Origin of the sequence: Aeromicrobium sp. CFBP 8757, from assembly GCF_014841755.1 — a bacterium.
GTDB lineage: Bacteria > Actinomycetota > Actinomycetes > Propionibacteriales > Nocardioidaceae > Aeromicrobium.
Genome location: NZ_JACYUM010000003.1, coordinates 294,500 through 312,683, shown reverse-complemented (window position 1 = coordinate 312,683; position 18,184 = coordinate 294,500). Strand labels below are relative to the sequence as shown.

General features: G+C 72.5%; 20 protein-coding genes. 14 read left to right on the top strand and 6 right to left on the bottom strand.

Annotated elements, in window-relative coordinates:
- Positions 1–15 precede the first annotated feature (15 nt).
- Positions 16–1,407: a DNA repair protein RadA gene (radA, locus tag IFT73_RS11165; RefSeq protein ID WP_056605733.1), complete on the bottom strand. Its 1,392-nt coding sequence runs from the start codon at positions 1,405–1,407 to the stop codon at positions 16–18.
- Positions 1,408–1,489: 82 nt separating this feature from the next.
- On the opposite strand from radA, the gene IFT73_RS11160 reads away from it, so the two are divergent.
- Positions 1,490–2,146 carry a hypothetical protein gene (locus tag IFT73_RS11160; RefSeq protein ID WP_192167669.1) on the top strand — a complete coding sequence of 219 codons (657 nt, stop codon included), beginning with the start codon at positions 1,490–1,492 and terminating at the stop codon, positions 2,144–2,146.
- Positions 2,147–2,164: 18 nt separating this feature from the next.
- On the opposite strand, the gene IFT73_RS11155 is transcribed toward IFT73_RS11160, so the two are convergent.
- Positions 2,165–2,803: a VOC family protein gene (locus IFT73_RS11155; protein ID WP_192167668.1), complete on the bottom strand. Its 639-nt coding sequence runs from the start codon at positions 2,801–2,803 to the stop codon at positions 2,165–2,167.
- 42 nt (positions 2,804–2,845) lie between these two features.
- Complete coding sequence (locus IFT73_RS11150; RefSeq protein WP_056609911.1) at positions 2,846–3,589, bottom strand: hypothetical protein; 744 nt, start codon at positions 3,587–3,589, stop codon at positions 2,846–2,848.
- Positions 3,590–3,654: 65 nt separating this feature from the next.
- Between IFT73_RS11150 and IFT73_RS11145 the strand changes: the two genes are divergently transcribed.
- The 8 genes from IFT73_RS11145 to IFT73_RS11110 all read left to right on the top strand — a co-directional run bounded on the left by IFT73_RS11145 (position 3,655) and on the right by IFT73_RS11110 (position 10,341).
- A complete protein-coding gene (locus IFT73_RS11145) occupies positions 3,655–4,566 on the top strand; it encodes a Ppx/GppA phosphatase family protein (RefSeq protein ID WP_192167667.1) in 912 nt (303 codons plus the stop codon).
- A 25-nt stretch (positions 4,567–4,591) separates the two neighbouring features.
- Positions 4,592–5,377, top strand: coding sequence for a TIM barrel protein (locus IFT73_RS11140; protein ID WP_192167666.1), 786 nt, complete (start codon positions 4,592–4,594; stop codon positions 5,375–5,377).
- Between the two features lie 36 nt (positions 5,378–5,413).
- Positions 5,414–6,220 carry a pyrroline-5-carboxylate reductase gene (gene proC, locus IFT73_RS11135; RefSeq protein ID WP_192167665.1) on the top strand — a complete coding sequence of 269 codons (807 nt, stop codon included), beginning with the start codon at positions 5,414–5,416 and terminating at the stop codon, positions 6,218–6,220.
- A 10-nt stretch (positions 6,221–6,230) separates the two neighbouring features.
- Positions 6,231–7,427 (top strand): acetoin utilization protein AcuC, encoded by a 1,197-nt coding sequence (locus tag IFT73_RS11130; protein ID WP_192167664.1) that lies wholly within the window; start codon positions 6,231–6,233, stop codon positions 7,425–7,427.
- 156 nt (positions 7,428–7,583) lie between these two features.
- A complete protein-coding gene (locus IFT73_RS18995; protein ID WP_157432466.1) occupies positions 7,584–7,769 on the top strand; it encodes a helix-turn-helix domain-containing protein in 186 nt (61 codons plus the stop codon).
- Positions 7,770–7,978: 209 nt separating this feature from the next.
- Positions 7,979–8,080, top strand: coding sequence for a 30S ribosomal protein bS22 (locus tag IFT73_RS11120; protein WP_019143756.1), 102 nt, complete (start codon positions 7,979–7,981; stop codon positions 8,078–8,080).
- Positions 8,081–8,092: 12 nt separating this feature from the next.
- A complete protein-coding gene (locus tag IFT73_RS11115) occupies positions 8,093–9,073 on the top strand; it encodes an NAD-dependent epimerase/dehydratase family protein (protein ID WP_056605755.1) in 981 nt (326 codons plus the stop codon).
- Positions 9,070–10,341 (top strand): 1-acyl-sn-glycerol-3-phosphate acyltransferase, encoded by a 1,272-nt coding sequence (locus IFT73_RS11110; protein WP_192167663.1) that lies wholly within the window; start codon positions 9,070–9,072, stop codon positions 10,339–10,341. Before IFT73_RS11115 ends, IFT73_RS11110 begins: the two co-directional genes overlap by 4 nt.
- 67 nt (positions 10,342–10,408) lie before the next feature.
- Here the strand turns inward: IFT73_RS11110 and IFT73_RS11105 are convergent, their stop codons facing one another.
- The 3 genes from IFT73_RS11105 to IFT73_RS11095 form a co-directional block, all read right to left on the bottom strand.
- The gene (locus IFT73_RS11105; RefSeq protein WP_192167662.1) at positions 10,409–11,488 is read right to left on the bottom strand and encodes a DUF5667 domain-containing protein; all 1,080 of its coding nucleotides are present in this window, start codon (positions 11,486–11,488) and stop codon (positions 10,409–10,411) included.
- A 106-nt stretch (positions 11,489–11,594) separates the two neighbouring features.
- Positions 11,595–12,227, bottom strand: a complete 633-nt coding sequence (locus IFT73_RS11100) for a sigma-70 family RNA polymerase sigma factor (RefSeq protein WP_244633306.1) — start codon at positions 12,225–12,227, stop codon at positions 11,595–11,597.
- 127 nt (positions 12,228–12,354) lie between these two features.
- Positions 12,355–13,230, bottom strand: coding sequence for an HAD family phosphatase (locus IFT73_RS11095; RefSeq protein WP_192167661.1), 876 nt, complete (start codon positions 13,228–13,230; stop codon positions 12,355–12,357).
- 52 nt (positions 13,231–13,282) lie between these two features.
- Between IFT73_RS11095 and IFT73_RS11090 the strand changes: the two genes are divergently transcribed.
- The 5 genes from IFT73_RS11090 to hemC all read left to right on the top strand — a co-directional run bounded on the left by IFT73_RS11090 (position 13,283) and on the right by hemC (position 18,155).
- Entirely contained in the window at positions 13,283–14,851 is a 1,569-nt protein-coding gene (locus tag IFT73_RS11090; RefSeq protein WP_371811247.1) for a class I adenylate-forming enzyme family protein, read from the top strand.
- A complete protein-coding gene (locus IFT73_RS11085) occupies positions 14,848–15,114 on the top strand; it encodes a glutaredoxin family protein (RefSeq protein ID WP_197984011.1) in 267 nt (88 codons plus the stop codon). Before IFT73_RS11090 ends, IFT73_RS11085 begins: the two co-directional genes overlap by 4 nt.
- A 118-nt stretch (positions 15,115–15,232) precedes the next feature.
- Positions 15,233–15,928 (top strand): redox-sensing transcriptional repressor Rex, encoded by a 696-nt coding sequence (locus tag IFT73_RS11080; protein WP_192167659.1) that lies wholly within the window; start codon positions 15,233–15,235, stop codon positions 15,926–15,928.
- A complete protein-coding gene (locus IFT73_RS11075; RefSeq protein ID WP_056605763.1) occupies positions 15,925–17,217 on the top strand; it encodes a glutamyl-tRNA reductase in 1,293 nt (430 codons plus the stop codon). The genes IFT73_RS11080 and IFT73_RS11075 overlap by 4 nt, the downstream gene beginning before the upstream one ends.
- The gene (gene hemC, locus IFT73_RS11070; RefSeq protein WP_056605765.1) at positions 17,214–18,155 is read left to right on the top strand and encodes a hydroxymethylbilane synthase; all 942 of its coding nucleotides are present in this window, start codon (positions 17,214–17,216) and stop codon (positions 18,153–18,155) included. The genes IFT73_RS11075 and hemC overlap by 4 nt, the downstream gene beginning before the upstream one ends.
- The last annotated feature ends 29 nt before the right edge of the window (positions 18,156–18,184 follow it).

The following is an 18,184-nucleotide window of genomic DNA, read 5'->3' as shown; positions in this document are numbered from 1 at the left end:
GGGCCCGGATCGCGGTCAGTCTACGGGGCGCGGGGCCCTGGGTGACTCATCGAGACAGAGCATCGCCTCGCCGATCGTGTGGACGGCCTGGATCGACAGCTGGCCGGAGTACGCGTCGAGCCCCTCCGAGCCCGCCGGCACGACGGCGCGGCGGAAGCCGATGCGCTCGGCCTCGCGCAGCCGGGCGGACAGGTTGCTGACCTTGCGCACCTCGCCCGCGAGCCCGACCTCGCCGATCGCGATGAGGTCGTTGGGGGCGGCGAGGCCCGACACGGCCGACAGGGTCGCGACCGCGACGGCGAGGTCGACCGAGGGCTCGACCAGGCGGGCGCCGCCCACCGAGGCGGTGTAGACGTCGAGCTGGCCGAGGTTGAGCCCGCAGTGCTTGGTCAGCACCGCCAGGATCATCGCGACCCGCGAGGAGTCCAGACCGCTGGACGTGCGGCGCGGCGACGGCGTGGACGAGGCGACGCTGAGCGCCTGCACCTCGGCGAGCAGCGGCCGGCGACCCTCCATCGTGACGGTGACGCACGTGCCGGCGACGGGCTTCTCGTGGCGCGACACGAACAGCCCCGTGGGATCGGGCACCTCGACGATGCCGTCGTCGACCAGGTCGAAGCAGCCGATCTCGTCGACGGGGCCGAACCGGTTCTTGACGGCGCGCAGCAGGCGCAGGCGCGAGCTGCGGTCGCCCTCGAACTGCAGCACCACGTCGACCAGGTGCTCGAGCACGCGCGGCCCGGCCACCGAGCCGTCCTTGGTGACGTGCCCGACCAGCAGCGTCGCGATGTCGTCGCGCTTGGCGCGCTGGATGACCGCCGACGCGACCTCGCGCACCTGGGTCACCCCGCCGGGCACGCCGTCGACGTCGGCCGAGCCGATCGTCTGCACGGAGTCGACGATCAGCAGCGACGGCGCGACGGTCTCGACGTGCGTCAGGACGCCGCCCAGGTCGGTCTCGGCCGCGAGGTAGAGGTTGTCGTCGACGGCGCCGGTGCGCTCGGCCCGCAGGCGCACCTGCGCGGCCGACTCCTCGCCCGAGACGTAGAGCGTGCGACGCCCGGCGCGGGCCCACCGCGCCGCGACCTCGAGCAGGAGCGTCGACTTGCCGACGCCGGGCTCGCCCGCCAGCAGCAGCACCCCGCCGGGCACGACACCGCCGCCCAGCACGCGGTCGAGCTCGCCGATGCCCGAGCCCACCGACCGGGCCGACTCGACCTGCACCTGGCTGATCGGCACGGCCGGCGTCGTGACGGGCGCCGCCTGCGTGCGACCGGTGCGTGCCGGCGCCGCGACGTCGACCGTGCCCCACGCCTGGCACTCGCCGCAGCGGCCGACCCACTTGCTGGTCGTCCACCCGCACTCGGCACAGACGTAGGCGGGGCGGACGGTCTTGGTGCTGGCCATGCCGTCAGCCTAGGCGGGGGGTCGGACAGCGCCCGGTCGTCCGGTGGCGGCGACGAGGGGGTCCGCCCCCTAAACTCCTCCTATGTCGTCTGTCGCCATGGCCACGCGGTACCCCGCGCCGCCCGTCCTGAGGTCCGCCGACATCGCGGCGAAGACCGGGCTCGTGCTGCTCCTGGGGCTCGCGATCCTCGTGCCGGGCTTCGGCAACATGGACGGCAAGGGGCTCGTGCCGCGCGTCATCGGCTACCCCGTCGCGGCGTTCGCGATCCCGTTCATCTGGTTCACGTGGTGGCGCCAGCGGGCCTCGTTCCCGTGGGTCGCCGACTTCCTCGTGACGTTCGCGTGCTTCGCCGACATCTTCGGCAACGTCCTCAACCTGTACGACTCGGTCGACTCGTTCGACAACTGGGTGCACTTCGTCAACACGGGGCTGCTGACCGCAGCGGTGGTCCTGCTCACGATGCACCGCTCGTCGAGCCTCGGGGCCGTCGTCGAGCGCGCCCTGGCCTTCGGCGTCAGCGCCGCGCTGGTGTGGGAGATCGCCGAGTACTTCGCCTTCCTGCGCTGGTCGCCCGAGCGCCTCGGCGCCTACGCCGACACGCTCAGCGACATGTCGCTGGGCGCGCTGGGCTCGGTGCTCGCCGCCGTGTGGGTGCACTCGCTGTGGCGCCGGGGGCACCTCACCGAGGTCGCGCCGCAGCTCGAGCTGGCGCACCAGCAGCGGGTCGGCCTCTCCTAGCCCGACCCCCGGCGTCCGTCAGATGCGGACGTCGCCGGTCGGCGTGCGGAACGTGGCCGCCATGATGCCGGGCAGCCCGTGCGGGGCGGTCCAGTTGACGTCGATCGTCTCGAGGGCGTCGACCGCGGGCTCGCCGAGCCAGTCGGACAGGCGCTGCGGCGATCCGGCGATGTCGAGCGCGACGAGCTCGATCTCGGACTCGGCCATCTGCGACGGGTGCTCGGACGGGTCGATGTCCCACGCCGTGACGTAGGGCAGCTGCGGGTCGGCGCGCATGCTGCTGGTGCCGATCTGGCGCCACTGCAGGTTGAAGCCGTCGGGACGGCGACGGTTGCCGGGCACCGCGTGACGTCCGATGCGCCGCTCGACCTCGGTCATGTCGTCGACCGACACGCACCACGCCATCCAGCCGCCACCGGCGTTGGAGCGCTCGCGGACGACCTGCCCGAAGGCGGCCTTGTCGGACGCGGGGTGGTCGAGCACCTCCACGACCTCGAGGTACTGCTGGTTCCTCAGCGGCAGGATCATGTTGCGCGTGCCGAAGCGGGGGTGCGCACCACCGTCGAGGAACGTGGCACCGAGGAGCCGGCCGAGCTCGGCGGTCGTGCCGGCGAGGCCGTCGGGGCCGGCTGCGAACGAGACGTGGTCGAGGTGCATACGGCATTCTGACCCAGCCCGCACCCGGCCCGCGTCAGGGGGTCATCGGACGGGGTCGGCGGGGTGTGGTGTATTGGCGCCGCGCACCTCGTGCTGCCTGCAATACCGGGCCAGCTCGGCGTATCCGGCCTCGCCCATCAGGGCCGTCAGCTCGTCGCGGTTCGTGACGTAGACGGGCTCCGGCGCGACGTGCGCCTCGGTGTTGGACGAGCAGTACCAGTCGAGGTCGGCCCCGCCCGGTCCCCAGCCCTGGCGGGTGTACTCGCCGATCTGCGTCTCGGTGTACGTGCTGCCGTCGCCGCGGTCGACGTCGCGGAACTGGCGGCGCAGCGGCAGCTGCCAGCACACGTCGGGCTTGACGGTGTGCGGCTTGAGGTCGTTGTCGAGCGCGAAGCCGTGCAGCGCGCACCCGTAGCCGCCCTCGAAGTCGCGCGAGTTGTGGAAGATGCAGGCACCCTCGAAGGCGCGGGTCTTGAGGTCGCCCTCGTCGTCGGTCTCGGTCCAGCCGCCGCGTCGTCCCTCGTCGTGGTGCTGCCACTGGGCGGGCGTCAGCTGCTCCATCACGGCGCGCGTGCGCTCGACGTCGTCGTCGTCGGAGAAGTGCGCGCCGAGCGTGCAGCAGCCGGCGTCGGGGCTGGTCTCGTAGATGCCGGGGCAGCCCTGCCCGAAGATGCACGTCCAGCGCGACGTGAGCCACGTGAGGTCGCAGCGGAAGACCTCGTCGGGGTCGGTGGGACTGGTGAACTCCACGAACGTCCGGGGGAATCCGAGCTCGACCTCTGGCATCTCACGCACTTTACGCGGCCTTGCCGCGTGCGGCAGTGCATCGCGGGGGTGCGAGGATGGTGCCCATGCGCATGGGCGTCCTGGACATCGGTTCCAACACCGGCCACCTGCTGGTGGTGGACGCGTTCCGCGGGGGCCCCCCGGTCGCGGCCCACTCCTACAAGGAGCCGCTGCGGCTCGCCGAGCACCTCGACGCCGAGCAGGCCATGACGCCCGAGGGCATCAGCCGGCTCGTGAAGTACGCCGTCGAGGCGCGCTCGGAGGCCGAGGACAAGGGCTGCACCACGATCCTGGCGTTCGCGACGTCGGCGGTGCGCGACGCCGTCAACGTCGACGACGTCATCGCGGCGGTCAACCAGGCCAGCGGGCTCGACCTGCAGGTGCTGGCCGGTCCCGACGAGGCCCGGCTGACGTTCCTGGCGGTCCGCCGCTGGTTCGGCTGGTCGGCCGGACGGCTCGGCGTGTTCGACATCGGCGGCGGCTCCCTCGAGATCGCCGCGGGCGCCGACGAGACGCCCGACATCGCGCAGTCGATGGCGCTGGGCGCCGGACGCCTCACGCGCGAGTGGCTCGCGGCCGGGCGCAGCAACGCCGAGCTGCGGCTGCACGTCCGCTCGCGCATCGCCGACGAGGCCGGCGCGATCCTGCGGGGCGGGACGTTCGACCGCGCGGTCGCCACGAGCAAGACGTTCCGGTCGCTGGCGCGCATCTGCGGCGCGGCGCCGTCGTCCGACGGCCGGTACGTGCGGCGCGTGCTGCGCAAGGACGACCTCTCGCACCTGGTCGACCAGCTGCGGACGATGTCGCCCGAGGACGTCGGCCGGCTGCCGGGCGTCTCGATCGACCGGGCGCACCAGATCCAGGCCGGCGCGATCGTCGCGCAGGCCGCGATGGACCTGTTCGACCTGACCGAGCTCGAGATCTGCCCGTGGGCGCTGCGCGAGGGCGTCCTGCTCGAGCACCTCGACGCCCTCTGAGGTCGTCCGTCCTACTCTTGGGGGCGTGCCCGTCCCCATCCGCGTCTCTCTGTCGACCTCCTCGGTCTACCCGGGGTCGACGGCCAGCGGGTTCGAGGCCGCGGCACGGCTCGGCTACGACGGCGTCGAGGTCATGGTCGGCATCGACGACGTCAGCGCCGACATCACCGCGATCAAGGCCCTGAGCGCGTTCCACGAGATGCCGGTCGTCTCGGTGCACGCGCCGTGCCTGCTGGTCACGCAGCGCGTGTGGGGCTCCGACCCGTGGGAGAAGCTGCACCGCAGCGCCGAGATGGCGCACGAGGTCGGCGCCTCGGTCGTCGTGGTGCACCCGCCGTTCCGCTGGCAGCGCGACTACGCCCGCACGTTCGTCGACGGCATCGCCGAGCTCGAGGCCCGGCACGGCATCACGTACGCCGTCGAGAACATGTACCCGTGGCGCACCGGCAAGCGCGAGTTCCAGGCCTACGCACCCGGGTGGGACCCGGTCGAGCACGACTACGCGCACGTGACGCTCGACCTGTCGCACAGCTCGACGGCCGGCGACGACCCCGTCGCGATGGCGCGGGCGGCCGGCGAGCGGCTCGCGCACGTGCACATCGCCGACGGCAGCGGATCGGCCAAGGACGAGCACCTGGTGCCGGGGCGTGGCACGCAGCCGTGCCGCGAGTTCCTCGAGACCGTCGCGGCCTCGGGCTTCGACGGCGAGATCGTGGTCGAGATCAACACCCGCAAGGCCAAGGACCAGGCCGAGCGCGAGGTCGACCTCCTCGAGGCGCTGGCCTTCACGCGCCTGCACGCGAGCACCTGACCCCTCCGCCCGCCGGCCGACACTAGGGTGAGGGCCATGAGTCAACGGATCGCGATCCTCGGTGCCGGCGTCATGGGCGAGACCCTCCTGTCGGCGATCCTGTCGGCCGGCCACGCGGCCGGCGACGTCGTCATCAGCGAGAAGCGCGCCGAGCGCGCCGCCGAGCTGCGCGACGCGTACGGCGTCGAGGTGACGGGCAACGCCGAGGCGGTCGCCGACGCCGACGTCGTGCTGCTCGTGGTCAAGCCGCAGGACGTCCCGGCGCTGCTCGACGAGATCGCCCCGTCGGTCCGGCCGTCCGCGACCGTCGTGTCGCTCGCGGCCGGCATCCGCATCGACGCCATGACCGCCGCGCTGCCCGACGGCGTCGCGGTCGTCCGTGCGATGCCCAACACCCCCGCGCTGGTGGGCGAGGGGATGTTCGGCGTCTCGCCCGGAGCGTCCGTCACCGACGATCAGCTCGCTGCCGTCGTGGCGCTGCTCGAGTCGGGCGGACGGGTCGTCGTCGTCGACGAGAGCCGGCAGGACGCCGTGACGGCGGTGTCGGGCTCCGGACCGGCCTACGTGTTCTACCTCGCCGAGGCCATGATCGCCGGCGGCGTCGCCGAGGGACTCGACGAGCCGACGGCCCGCGCCCTGGCGGCCCAGACGCTCGTGGGTGCCGCCAAGCTCCTGTCGACCTCGGACGAGACGGCCGAGGAGCTGCGCCGCCGGGTCACCTCGCCGAACGGCACGACGCACGCCGCCATCACGACGTTCGACGAGCGTGGGGTCCGCGACGGACTCGTGGCGGGCGTCGCCGCGGCGGCAGCCCGGTCCGCCGAGCTGTCGGGCCCGGCATAGGCTCATCGGTATGACCGAGGCCACAGGGCACGCGCCGGATCGGGCCTGCATCGTCTACGACGAGCAGTTCCTGCAGTACAACTTCGGCCGCACGCACCCCATGGCGCCCGTGCGCGTCGACCTCACGATGGCCCTGGCCGACGAGCTCGGCATCGTCGACGGGCTCGAGGTCGTGGGCGCGGCCCCGGCCACCGACGACGAGCTGCACCTGATCCACTCCGCGAGCTACATCGAGAAGGTCCACAAGCTCAGCGACCACCCGACGTACACCGACCTGTCGGTCGGGCTCGGCGGCGACGACAACCCGGTGTTCGCGCACATGCACGAGGCGAGCGCGCTGGTCGCCGGCGCGAGCGTCGAGGCGGCGCGGCGCGTCTGGACCGGGCAGGCGCCCCGCGCGATCAACATCAGCGGCGGCCTGCACCACGCGATGCCCACGAGCGCGAGCGGCTTCTGCATCTACAACGACGTCGCGCTCGCGATCCGCTGGCTGCTCGACAACGGCGCCGAGAAGATCGTGTACGTCGACGTCGACGCCCACCACGGCGACGGCGTGCAGAAGATGTTCTGGGACGATCCGCGGGTCCTGACGATCTCGATCCACGAGGGTCCCCAGACGCTGTTCCCGGGCACGGGGTTCTCGACCGAGACCGGGGGAGAGGGGGCCGAGGGATCGGCCGTCAACATCCCCCTGCCGCCCGGCACGTCCGACGCGGGGTGGCTGCGCGCCTTCCACGCCGTCGTGCCCGCCCTGGTGCGCGAGTTCGCCCCCGACATCCTGGTCACGCAGCAGGGCTGCGACTCCCACATGGACGACCCGCTGACCAACCTGATGCTCAGCGTCGACGGGCAGCGGGCGTCCTACCTGGCGCTCAAGGCCCTGGCCGACGAGGTGTGCGGCGGCAAGTGGGTCGCGACCGGCGGTGGCGGCTACGCCGTGATGGACGTCGTGCCGCGCGCCTGGGCCCACCTCATGGCGATCGTCGCCGGCACGCCGCTCGACCCCCGGGCCGAGACGCCCGAGCGGTGGCGCGAGCGCATCCACGAGATGCGCGGTCAACCCGGTCCGCTGCGCATGACCGACGGCCGGGCCGTCGGCTACCGGGCGTGGGAGCAGGGCTACGACCCAGCGAGCTGGCTCGACCGCTCGATCCACGCGACCCGCGAGGCGGTCTTCCCGCTGAACGGCCTCGACCCCCTGCCGTGAGCCCCGATCCGGCCTCTCCTGCCGGGCTCTCGGTCAATTTGGACAACTACTGTCGCGGAAGTGTCGCGAGGCACTAGTCTCGTCGAAGGCACGCGCGCTGTTTCTCTGGTGGGGAAGCCAGAGAGCGCGCGTGCCCCTCAGGAAGCAGGTGGTGACGTGGCGCCCGGACCGACGTTCTTGACCGTCGCCGAAGTGGCGAGTCAGATGCGCGTGTCGAAGATGACGGTCTACCGTCTCGTGCACTCCGGCGAGCTCGAGGCCGTCCGCGTCGGTCGATCGTTCCGCGTCCCCGAGCACGCCGTCACGGCCTTCCTCGGCAAGTCCTACTTCGAGGCCGGCTGAGCGTCGCCGACGCCCGATCCCGCCCGTCGCCGGCCGGTGGTCGGCATCGGCGGTCACCGCACCCGCCGTGTAGGCTGATCGCTAGCCACGACCCGGGGCGCAGGCCATGCGGCCATGTCCCGCCGAGCGTGGCACCACGTCTCAGACGAACACCGTGTTGGACGAAGCATGCCGCGTGCGCGCGGCCGACAAGAATTGAGTTGTGACCCGTGGGTTCAGTCATCAAGAAGCGGCGCAAGCGGATGTCGAAGAAGAAGCACCGCAAGATGCTCAAGCGCACGCGCGTGCAGCGTCGCCGTCTGGGCAAGTAGCCCCACACCGTCATGAGCCGGGTCGTCCTTGTCACAGGCGTGGCTGGCTCGTTCGCGTCCCTGGTGGCCCGCCGGCTCGTCGAGCTCGGTGAGGCCGCCGGGATCGACAAGGTCGTCGGCATCGACACGATCCTCCCGGACGTCGACCTCGGCGGCATGAAGTTCGTGAGGGCCGACATCCGCACCCCCGTGATCGGCAAGGTCATCGCGGTCGAGGACGTCGACACCGTCGTGCACCTCGACGTCAACCCCCCGCAGCGCGGGCGGGTCGGCGGCAAGGAGCTCAACGTCATCGGGACGATGCAGCTGCTGGCCGCGTGCCAGCGGTCCGGCACGGTCGGCAAGGTCGTGCTGGGGTCGTCGGCCGCGGTCTACGGCTCGTCGCCCCGCGACCCGGCCATGTTCACCGAGTCGCTCCTGGCCCGCAGCGGCGTCCGCTCGGGCTTCCCGAAGGACATCGTCGAGGTCGAGTCGTACGTCCGCGGCTTCGCCCGGCGCCGCCCCGACGTCATCATCACGACGATCCGGGCCGCGCAGGTCCTGCACCCCGAGGTCGACACCCCGCTGCGCAACTACTTCAGCAACCCCGTGCTGCCGTCGGTGCTGGGCTTCGACCCGCGCCTGCAGTTCCTGTCGCTCGACGACGCGCTGTCGATCCTGGGCGAGGCCGTCGAGCACGACCGCCCGGGCACGTTCAACGCCGCCGGCGACGGCGTCGTGCTGCTGAGCCAGGTGGCCCGCCGCCTCGGACGTCCGCTCGTGCCGATGCCCCGGCTCGGCTTCGCGCCGGCGGCGCGCCGCTTCGTGCGCGCGATGGGCTCCGACATCCCGCCCGACCTGCACCGTCTGCTGACCTTCGGTCGCGCCGTCGACACCTCGGCGCTGCGCGACATCTTCGGCTACGAGCTGCAGCGCACGTCCGAGGAGACCCTCGACGACTTCGGCCGGGCGCTGCGTCCCGGCATCCTGTCCGGCCTGGGGAGGCGCGCGTGAACGACGACCGCACGACGATCGGCTCGGGCGGCACGCCCGGACGCGGCAACCGGCAGACGTCACCGTCGACGGCCGCGCGGGCGCTGGCCGGCGGCACCGCGGCGCGCAAGCCCGCCGCGAAGGCCAAGAAGGCCCCCGCGACGCCGGCCTCGCCCGCCCCCGAGGCCACGGGGGCCAAGAAGGCCGCCGCCCCCCGCAAGACCGCGGCCGGCAGCAGGACCGCGGCGAAGAAGACGACGGCACCCCCCACGGGCGAGCGCCCGACCTCGCCCCGTCTGCGGGCCGTGACCGACGAGGACGCCGCAGCCGCTGCGGCCGCCGCCGCCGAGGAGGCCGCGCGTCGCACCCGGACGGCCGGCGCGGCGCCGCTGTCGGCCGGCATCCCGATCGACGAGATCTTCGTGGCCGTCATCGAGGCCGCCCAGCGGGTGCTGGGCTCCGACTGGGAGTCACGCGTCGCGACGCTGCTGTCGACCGTGCGCAAGCGTCTGGGCGGATCCTACGAGGTCGACGAGTTCGGCTTCGACCCCGAGATCGCACAGGTGCTGACCGCCGCGGTCGAGCCCATCGCCGAGAAGTGGTTCCGCCTCGAGGTGCGCGGCGTCGAGAACATCCCCGAGGACGGGGGAGCGCTGCTCGTGGCCAACCACTCCGGCACCGTCCCGCTCGACGGACTGATCACGGGCTACGCCGTCAAGAAGTACGCCGGACGCAACCTGCGCCCGCTGGGCGCCGACCTCGTCTTCGCACTGCCCGTCGTCGGACAGGTGGCCCGCAAGGTCGGCGCCACGCTGGCCTGCCAGGAGGACGCCGAACGTCTCCTGAGCGGCGGCGAGCTGGCCGGCGTCTGGCCCGAGGGCTTCAAGGGCATCGGCAAGCCCTTCGCCGAGCGCTACAAGCTGCAGCGCTTCGGCCGCGGCGGCTTCGTCTCGGCCGCGATGCGCGCGCAGGTGCCGATCGTGCCGGTCTCGATCGTCGGCGCCGAGGAGATCTACCCGCTCGTCGGCAACGTGCCGTCGCTGGCCCGCCTGCTCGGCCTGCCGTACCTGCCGATCACGCCGTTCTTCCCGCTGCTCGGCCCCCTCGGCCTCGTGCCCCTGCCCAGCAAGTGGATCATCGAGTTCGGCGAGCCCGTGCGCACCGACGCCTACGAGCCGCAGGCCGCCGACGACCCCATGCTGCTGTTCAACGTCACCGACCAGGTGCGCGAGACGATCCAGCAGACGCTCTACAAGCTGCTCGTCGAGCGCGGCAACGCGTTCTTCTAGGCCGCGCTCGCTCGGCCCGTGGTCATCACGTGGGCGAACCACGGACCTGCTGCTCGGTGCGGTCCGGCTACTTCTTGGGGGTGCCGAGCAGGCCGTTGACCAGGCCCGGGACGAGCCCGACCTGGTCCTCGTCGCCGAGCAGGCCACCCAGCAGGGGGTCGGTCAGCGGTGCGAGAGGAGCCGCCGGCGGCGGCGTCGTCGTGACCGGCGGACGCTTGGACGGCGACGGTGCCGGCGTGCTGCTGGGACGCGCCGACGTCGGCGCGGCCGGCGCCGGCGTGGCGGCCGGGCGCGGGGTCGGGGTCGCGTCGTCGCGTGCGGCATCCGGCGCGGCGGCGGGCGGCGACGGGGCCTCCTGCGACAGCGCGGCCAGCGACAGCAGGGCGTCGACGTCGGCGGGGCTGCAGCTGGCGCACAGCGTCACGGCCTCGCCGGCGAGATCGGTCACCGCGGCCGATGCCGCGGCGAACGGATCGTCGAGGCCCTCGGGCAGCTGCGACGACAGCTCGGCCAGGTCGAGGCTCGACGCGGCGGCGAAGTCGTTGACCCGCTCGACGGAGTCCTGCGCGCCGTGCGACGTGTAGTCGGTGAACAGCCTGCTCGAACCCGCCGTGGCGGTCGTCGTGAAGTCGTCGAGCGTGTCGGCGATGTCGCTGGCCGAGCCGCCCTGGGCGCTCAGCGTGCGCGCCTCGGCGAGCCGCTCGGAGGCCTGCGCCAGCTGGAACGACCCGCGGGAGGCGTCGTCGCGGTGCAGCAGGAGCTCGGCCGACTCGACCGAACGCTTGATGGGGTAGAGCATCTGGCCGGGGACCGCCGAGGCGCTGGAGGCGACGAGCCCCACGACACCGGCGGACGTCACGAGGGCCGCCGTGACGGCGGCGACGCGACGACGCACCGGCCGCGACTCGTCGACCCGTGCGACGGCGGGCCTCGGTGTCGACGGCATCGGCACCAGCACGGTCTGCGCCTCGGTCATGAGCTGGGCACGCAGCGACGAGCGGAACGCGGCACCGGGCTCGACGACGGCGGCCTGGCACAGGGTCTCGGCGAAGCGGACCAGCTCGGCGATGTGCTCGTCCTTCGGCGGACGCCCGTTGAAGGCGTCGTCGAACGACTGGGCATCGTCGTGGGAGCGACGGCCGATCATGATGGGGTCCTCACTGCTGAGCGTGCGTGGCTGCTGACCTGACCAACGACGCCGGCGGGGTGAAGGTTACGTGAAGTGAGGGGGACCAACGTCCTGTCATGGTGTCTCATCGGATGTCCTCCGGGACCGACTTCGCGAGGCTCCGCACGGCCCTCAGCTGGAGCTGCTTGATGGCCCCCTCGCTGCGCCCGAGGGCCGCAGCCGTCTGGGCGATCGACAGTCCCTGGATGAAGCGCATGAGGATGCAGTCGCGCTGCTCGGGCGGCAGTCCGCTGACGGCCTCGAACAGCATCTCGTTGGAGATGAGGGACAGGACCTCCTGCTCGGGACTCGCGGCGTGCGACGTGCCCTCGGGGATCGTCTCGGACACGATCTCGAGCCGGGAGCGGCTCGACTTGAAGTGGTCGGCGATCAGGTTGCGGGCGATCGTCGTGAGCCACGCGCCGAAGTCCTTGCCCTGCCACGTGAAGCGCTGGATCGCCCGGAGTCCCCGCACGAACGTCTCGCTCGTGAGGTCCTCGGCGAGCTGCTGCGAACCCACCCGGTAGTAGACGAACCGGAAGACGCCCGTGACGTAGTGGTCGTACAGCTGGCCGAACGCCTCGGCGTCGCCCTCCTTGGCGAGGTCGACGAGGGCGCGCAGGCGGGTGGCCTCGGGGTCGAGGTCGTCGCGCGGCGGCGGGCCGCCGGACGACGGCGCGTACGCGGGGGAGTCGGCCACGGCGAGCGCGATCTGCAAGGACCGGTCGTCAGGGATCGACAACGCGAGCGACATGACGTCGCGCAGATGACTCCACCGTGAACTCACAGGCCCTCCCCTGATCAGGGAGAGCGTAACCCGGTGTTAGGACCTAAGTCAGTGAAAATCAACGATTTCTTCTGCGCAGCGCGTGCCAGGTGCCGCCGGCCGCGATGGCTGCCACGACCCCCTTGCCGCCGACGAGGGCCAGCTTGCGGCCCGTGCGGTAGTCGCGGATGCGCCAGCCGTTGGACTTGGCGTGGGCGCGCAGCGTCGAGTCGGGGTTGACCGCGCACGGGTGCCCGACGAGCGACAGCATCGGCAGGTCGTTGCTCGAGTCGGAGTAGGCGTAGCAGTCGTCCAGCACGAGCGACTCCCGCTCGGCGATCTCGCGGATCGCGACGGCCTTGCCCTCGCCGTGCAGCATCTCGCCGACCAGCGCCCCGGTGTAGACGCCGTCGACGTGCTCGGACACCGTGCCGAGCGCGCCCGTGAGCCCGAGCCGGCGGGCGATGACCTGCGCGATCTCGACCGGCGCGGCCGTCACGAGCCACACGCGGTGGCCGCGGTCGAGGTGCCACTGGGCGATCGCCCGCGTACCGGGCCAGATCTTGCCCGCCATGTGCTCGTCGAAGATCTCCTCGCCGATCTCCTCGAGCTCGGAGACGCTGTGACCGGCGATGAAGGCCAGCCCCGTGGCCCGAGCCTTCGCGATGTGCTCGGGGTCCTCGCTGCCGACGACGCGGAACCACGCCTGCTGCCAGGCGGCCCGGACGAGGTCGCCCGTCGTGAAGAACTCGCGCCGGTGCAGCCCGCGGGCGAGGTGGAAGATCGAGGCGCCCTGCATGATCGTGTTGTCGACGTCGAAGAACGCCGCGGCGGTGGGGTCCTGGGAGGCGGTGAGCTCGCGCTCCATCTGCGACGAGGCCGCGGCCGCCTGACCCGCGAGCAGCGAGCGTGACTGCAGGTTGCGCTGCCGTTCGGGTGTTCCGTCCCGTCCCATGCGGCCGAGCCTAACCCCCTCCCGCCCGGTCGACCTGTGGTTGACTCGACGCGTGACGGTGAATGTCAGCGACTACCTGCACGCGGCCGCCTCGGCCGATCCGGACGGCGTCGCGCTGATCGAGCACCGCGACACCCGGCGTGAGGTGACGTGGCGCCAGTTCGACGAGGCCGTCGACGCCGTGGCTCGCGCCCTGTCGGGGCGGGGCCTGGTCGCCGGGCAGCGCGTCGCGGTCGTGATGGCCAACCGCGTCGACCTGCCGATCGCCTACTACGGCATCCTGCGCGGCGGCATGGTCGCCGTGCCGATCAACCCGCGCTCGACGACCCGCGAGATCGGCCGCATGCTGGCCGACTCGCTGGCCCGCGTCGTGCTGTGCGACGAGGCCGGCGTCGGTCAGGTCCGCGAGGCCCTCACCGACGACCACCGGGTCAGCGTCGTGGTCGACGGGGCCGAGCCGCGGGACGACGAGACGTCGTTCGAGCGCTTCCTCGCCGACGCCTCGGGAGCCGCCCCGGCCGCCCCCGCCGACGCCGAGGCGCTCGCGGTCGTCCTCTACACGTCGGGCACGAGCGGCAAGCCGCGCGGCGCGATGCTGACGCACCGGGCCCTGATCGCCAACACCGAGCAGATCGCGCGGCTGACGCCGCCCGCCATGACGCCCGACGACGTGTGCCTCGGCCTGCTGCCGATGTTCCACATCTACGGGCTCAACTGCGTGCTCGGCCAGGCGGTGCGCCAGGGGGCGACGGTCGTGCTGGTCCACGGCTTCGACCCGAGCGGCCTGCTCGACCTGATCGCGGCCGAGGGTGTCACGAACCTGCCGCTCGCGCCGCCGGTCATCGCCGCGTGGGCGGGCCGCGACGACCTGCGTGCCCAGCTCGCGCACGTCACGACGATCCTGTCGGGGGCGTCGGCGCTCGACGCCGATCTGGCCGAGGCCTTCCGCGAGTCGTCGGGCCACCAGATCGAGCAGGGCTACGGGCTCACCGAGACCGCACCCGTCATCGCGACGACGCACGGCTCGTCCCGCGACACCGACAACCACATCAAGCACGGCACGGTCGGGCGCGCGCTGCCCGGCATCGAGCTGCGCATCGTCGAGGGCGGCGGCATCGACGCGGCGCCCGGCGACCCGGCCGAGATCTGGGTCAGGGGCGACAACCTCTTCTCGGGCTACTGGCCCGACGGCGTCGACGGCCCCGACGCCGAGGGGTGGTACCCGACGGGCGACGTCGGCTACCTCGACGACGACGGCGACCTGACCCTGGTCGACCGGCTGCGCGAGCTCGTGATCGTCTCGGGGTTCAACGTGTACCCGTTCGAGGTCGAGGACGTCATCGCCGAGGTCGACGGCGTCGGTCAGGTCGCCGTCGTGGGCCTGCCGGACGAGGAGACCGGCGAGGCCGTCGTGGCCTTCGTCGTCCCCGCGGGTGACGCGCCGGACGAGACGACGCTGCTCGAGGCGGTCGACGCGCACTGCCGCACGCGGCTGGCCCGGTTCAAGCAGCCGCGACGCACGATCGTCGTCACGGGGCTGCCGCACTCGGCGACCGGCAAGGTCGCCAAGGGGCGGCTGCGTGCCCTGGCCCGCAGCGAGACCCTGGGCCTCGACGCGTGATCGCGCACTCCGGCGACGCGCGGGTCGTCGTCTACACCCGCCAGGGGTGCCACCTGTGCGAGGTCGCCGAGCAGCAGGTCGCGGAGGTCTGCGCCGGCACGGGCGACGACTGGGTGCGCGTCGACATCGACGACGACCCCGACCTGCGGGCCCGCTTCACCGAGCAGGTGCCCGTCACGTTCGTCGACGGGGCCCAGCACGACTTCTGGCGCGTCGATCCCGTGCGGCTCGGCGCCGCGCTCGCGAGGCGTCGCCCGGTGTGACCTGGGCCACCGGTGCGTCCCTCGATTTGGTTCCGACGTTCACAAACTCTTAAACTGACGGGGCACCCGATGCCCGTCCCGCAAGGGATAATCCCCAGCATCGCGGCGCAGGAGCACCGTGACGATACTTCGCAGCCCTCGGCTCGCCGACGGAACTGCCCGTGGCATCCCTGATGCCACCGTGGCCCGTCTGCCTGTCTACCTGCGTGCGCTCAACGCGCTCGCCGATCAGGGAGTGCTGTCCTGCGCCTCGGGCGAGCTGGCCGAGCAGGCCGGCGTCAACCCCGCCAAGCTGCGCAAGGACCTGTCGTACCTCGGCTCGTACGGCACCCGCGGTGTCGGCTACGACGTCGAGTACCTGCGCTACCAGATCGCCCGCGAGATGGGGCAGACGCAGGACTGGGACGTCGTCATCGTCGGCGTCGGCAACCTGGGCTCGGCGCTGTCGGCCTACCAGGGCTTCAGCACGCGCGGCATCCGCGTGGCCGCCCTCGTCGACGCCGATCCCGCGCGCGTCGGCGCCGAGGTGTCGGGCATCGTCGTGAGCCCCGTCGACCAGCTGGGCGCGATCGTCGCCGAGCGACGCATCTCGATCGGTGTCATCGCGACGCCGGGCGAGGCCGCGCAGGAGGTCGCCGACCGGCTCGTCGCGGCCGGCATCACGAGCATCCTGAACTTCGCACCCGCCCTCGTGCAGGTGCCCGAGGGGGTCGACGTCCGCAAGGTCGACCTCTCGATCGAGCTGCAGATCCTGGCGTACCACGAGCAGCGCAAGACCAGCAGGGACGCAACCGGCAAGGAAGTGGGCGTATGAGCGTGTTGGTGGTGGGCATGTCCCACAAGTCGGCCCCGATCGACGTCCTCGAGCACGCCTCGCTCGACGTCGACGCCGCGGTCAAGCTCTCGCACCTCGCGCTCGAGACGCCGTTCGTGACCGAGTCGGTCGTCATCTCGACCTGCAACCGGGTCGAGATCTACGTCGAGGCCGAGCGGTTCCACGGTGCCGTCGAGGAGGTCTCGCGCCTGCTCGCCGATCTCTCGGGCCTCGACCGCGACGAGTTCGTGCGCCACGTCTACGTCCACTTCGACGAGGCGGCCGTCGCGCACCTGTTCGGCGTCGCCTCCGGCATGGACTCGATGATCCTCGGCGAGAGCCAGATCCTCGGCCAGGTGCGCGAGGCGCTGCACTCCGCGCAGGCCGAGTCGACCGTCGGGTCGGCGCTCAACGCCCTGTTCCAGCAGGCCCTGCGCATCGGCAAGCGCGGCCACGCCGAGACGGGCATCGACCGCCTCGCGCCCTCGATCGTCACGGCCGGCCTCGACGCCGCGGGCGACGTCGTCGACGCCCCCGACACGCGCTTCCTCGTCGCGGGCGCCGGCACGATGGCGAGCCTCGCGGTCCGCACGCTGGTCGACCGCGGGGTCGACCCGCACCGCATCATGGTCTCCAACCGCACGTACCAGCGCGCCTACGCGCTGGTCGCGACGTTCGGCGTCAGCGCCGTCCGCTGGCAGGCCCTCGACGTCGAGCTGGCGGCCGCCGACGTCCTGATCAGCTGCACGGGCGCCAGCGGCGTCGTGTTCGACCGCGACCGCATCGCGAGCGCCGCCGGCGGACGTCCGATGTCGGTCATCGACCTGGCCCTGCCGCGCGACGTCGACCCGGACGTGCGCGACCTCGAGGGCATCGACCTGATCGACCTCGTCGTGCTGTCGCAGGCCGCGGCCAACGCCGAGCTGGCCGCCGACGTGCAGCAGGTGCAGTCGATCGTCGAGTCCGAGGTGCGCACGTTCCTGGCCGCCAAGGCCGCCTCGCACATCACGCCCACCGTCATCGCGCTGCGCACCATGGCGACCGACATCGTGGCGGCCGAGCAGGCACGCATCGAGTCGCGCCTGCCCAACCTGACCGACGACGAGCGGGCCGACGTCCGCAAGGCGCTGCACCGCGTCGCCGAGAAGCTCATCCACGCGCCGACCGTGCGCGTCCAGCAGCTGATCGACGGGCCCGCCGACCTCACCTACGCCGATGCGCTGGCCGACCTGTTCGCGCTCGACCAGAAGGCCGTCGACGCCGTCACGCGGGCGGGTGACACGGCATGACGTCCACGAACCGTCCGAGCCTGCGCCTCGGCACCCGCGCCAGCGCCCTCGCCCTGACCCAGTCGGGCATGATCGCCGACCGCCTGCGCGCCGAGTGCGACGTCGACGTCGAGCTCGTCACGATCTCGACCGAGGGCGACCGCAGCACCGCGCCGCTGGCCTCGATGGGCGGCCAGGGCGTGTTCGTCGCGGCGCTGCGCGAGGCACTCGTGCGCGGCGACGTCGACTTCGCGGTCCACTCGCTCAAGGACCTGCCGACGACGCCCGACCCGCGCCTCGTGCTGGCCGCGATCCCGCGCCGCGAGGACCCCCGCGACGTCCTGGTCGCCCGCGACGGGCTGACGCTCGGCGAGCTGCCCCACGGCTCGCGCGTCGGCACCGGCTCGCCGCGCCGCGAGGCCCAGCTCAACGCCCTCGGCCTCGGCGTCGACGTCGTCGCGATCCGCGGCAACGTCGGCACCCGCATCGGACGGGTCGCCCCCGGCGACCTCGACGGCGTCCTGCTGGCCCACGCGGGCCTGCTGCGCCTCGGTCGCGCCGACGAGGCCACCGAGGTCATCGATCCCCTCCAGATGCTCCCCGCCCCCGGGCAGGGAGCCCTGGCCTGCGAGTGCCGCGTCGACGACGACGTGACCGCCCGCCTGCTCGAACGCCTCGACGACAGCGACACCCGTGCTGCCGTGACGGCCGAGCGAAGCCTCCTCGCCACCCTCGAGGCTGGTTGCAGTGCCCCGGTGGGAGCCCTGGCCGAGATCGCCGACGGCGATCACGGCGACGAGCTCTGGCTTCGTGCCGTGGTCGGAGACGTCTCCGGCTCGCCCACCATCCGACTGTCCGCGACCGGCCTGCCCTCCGAGGCCGCCGCGGTCGGTGAACGTCTTGCTGTCGAGATGCTCGCCGAAGGTGCCGACGCCCTCGTGGCCGCCGCCACCTCCTGACCCCCTGACAGACTCAGAAAAGGACCACA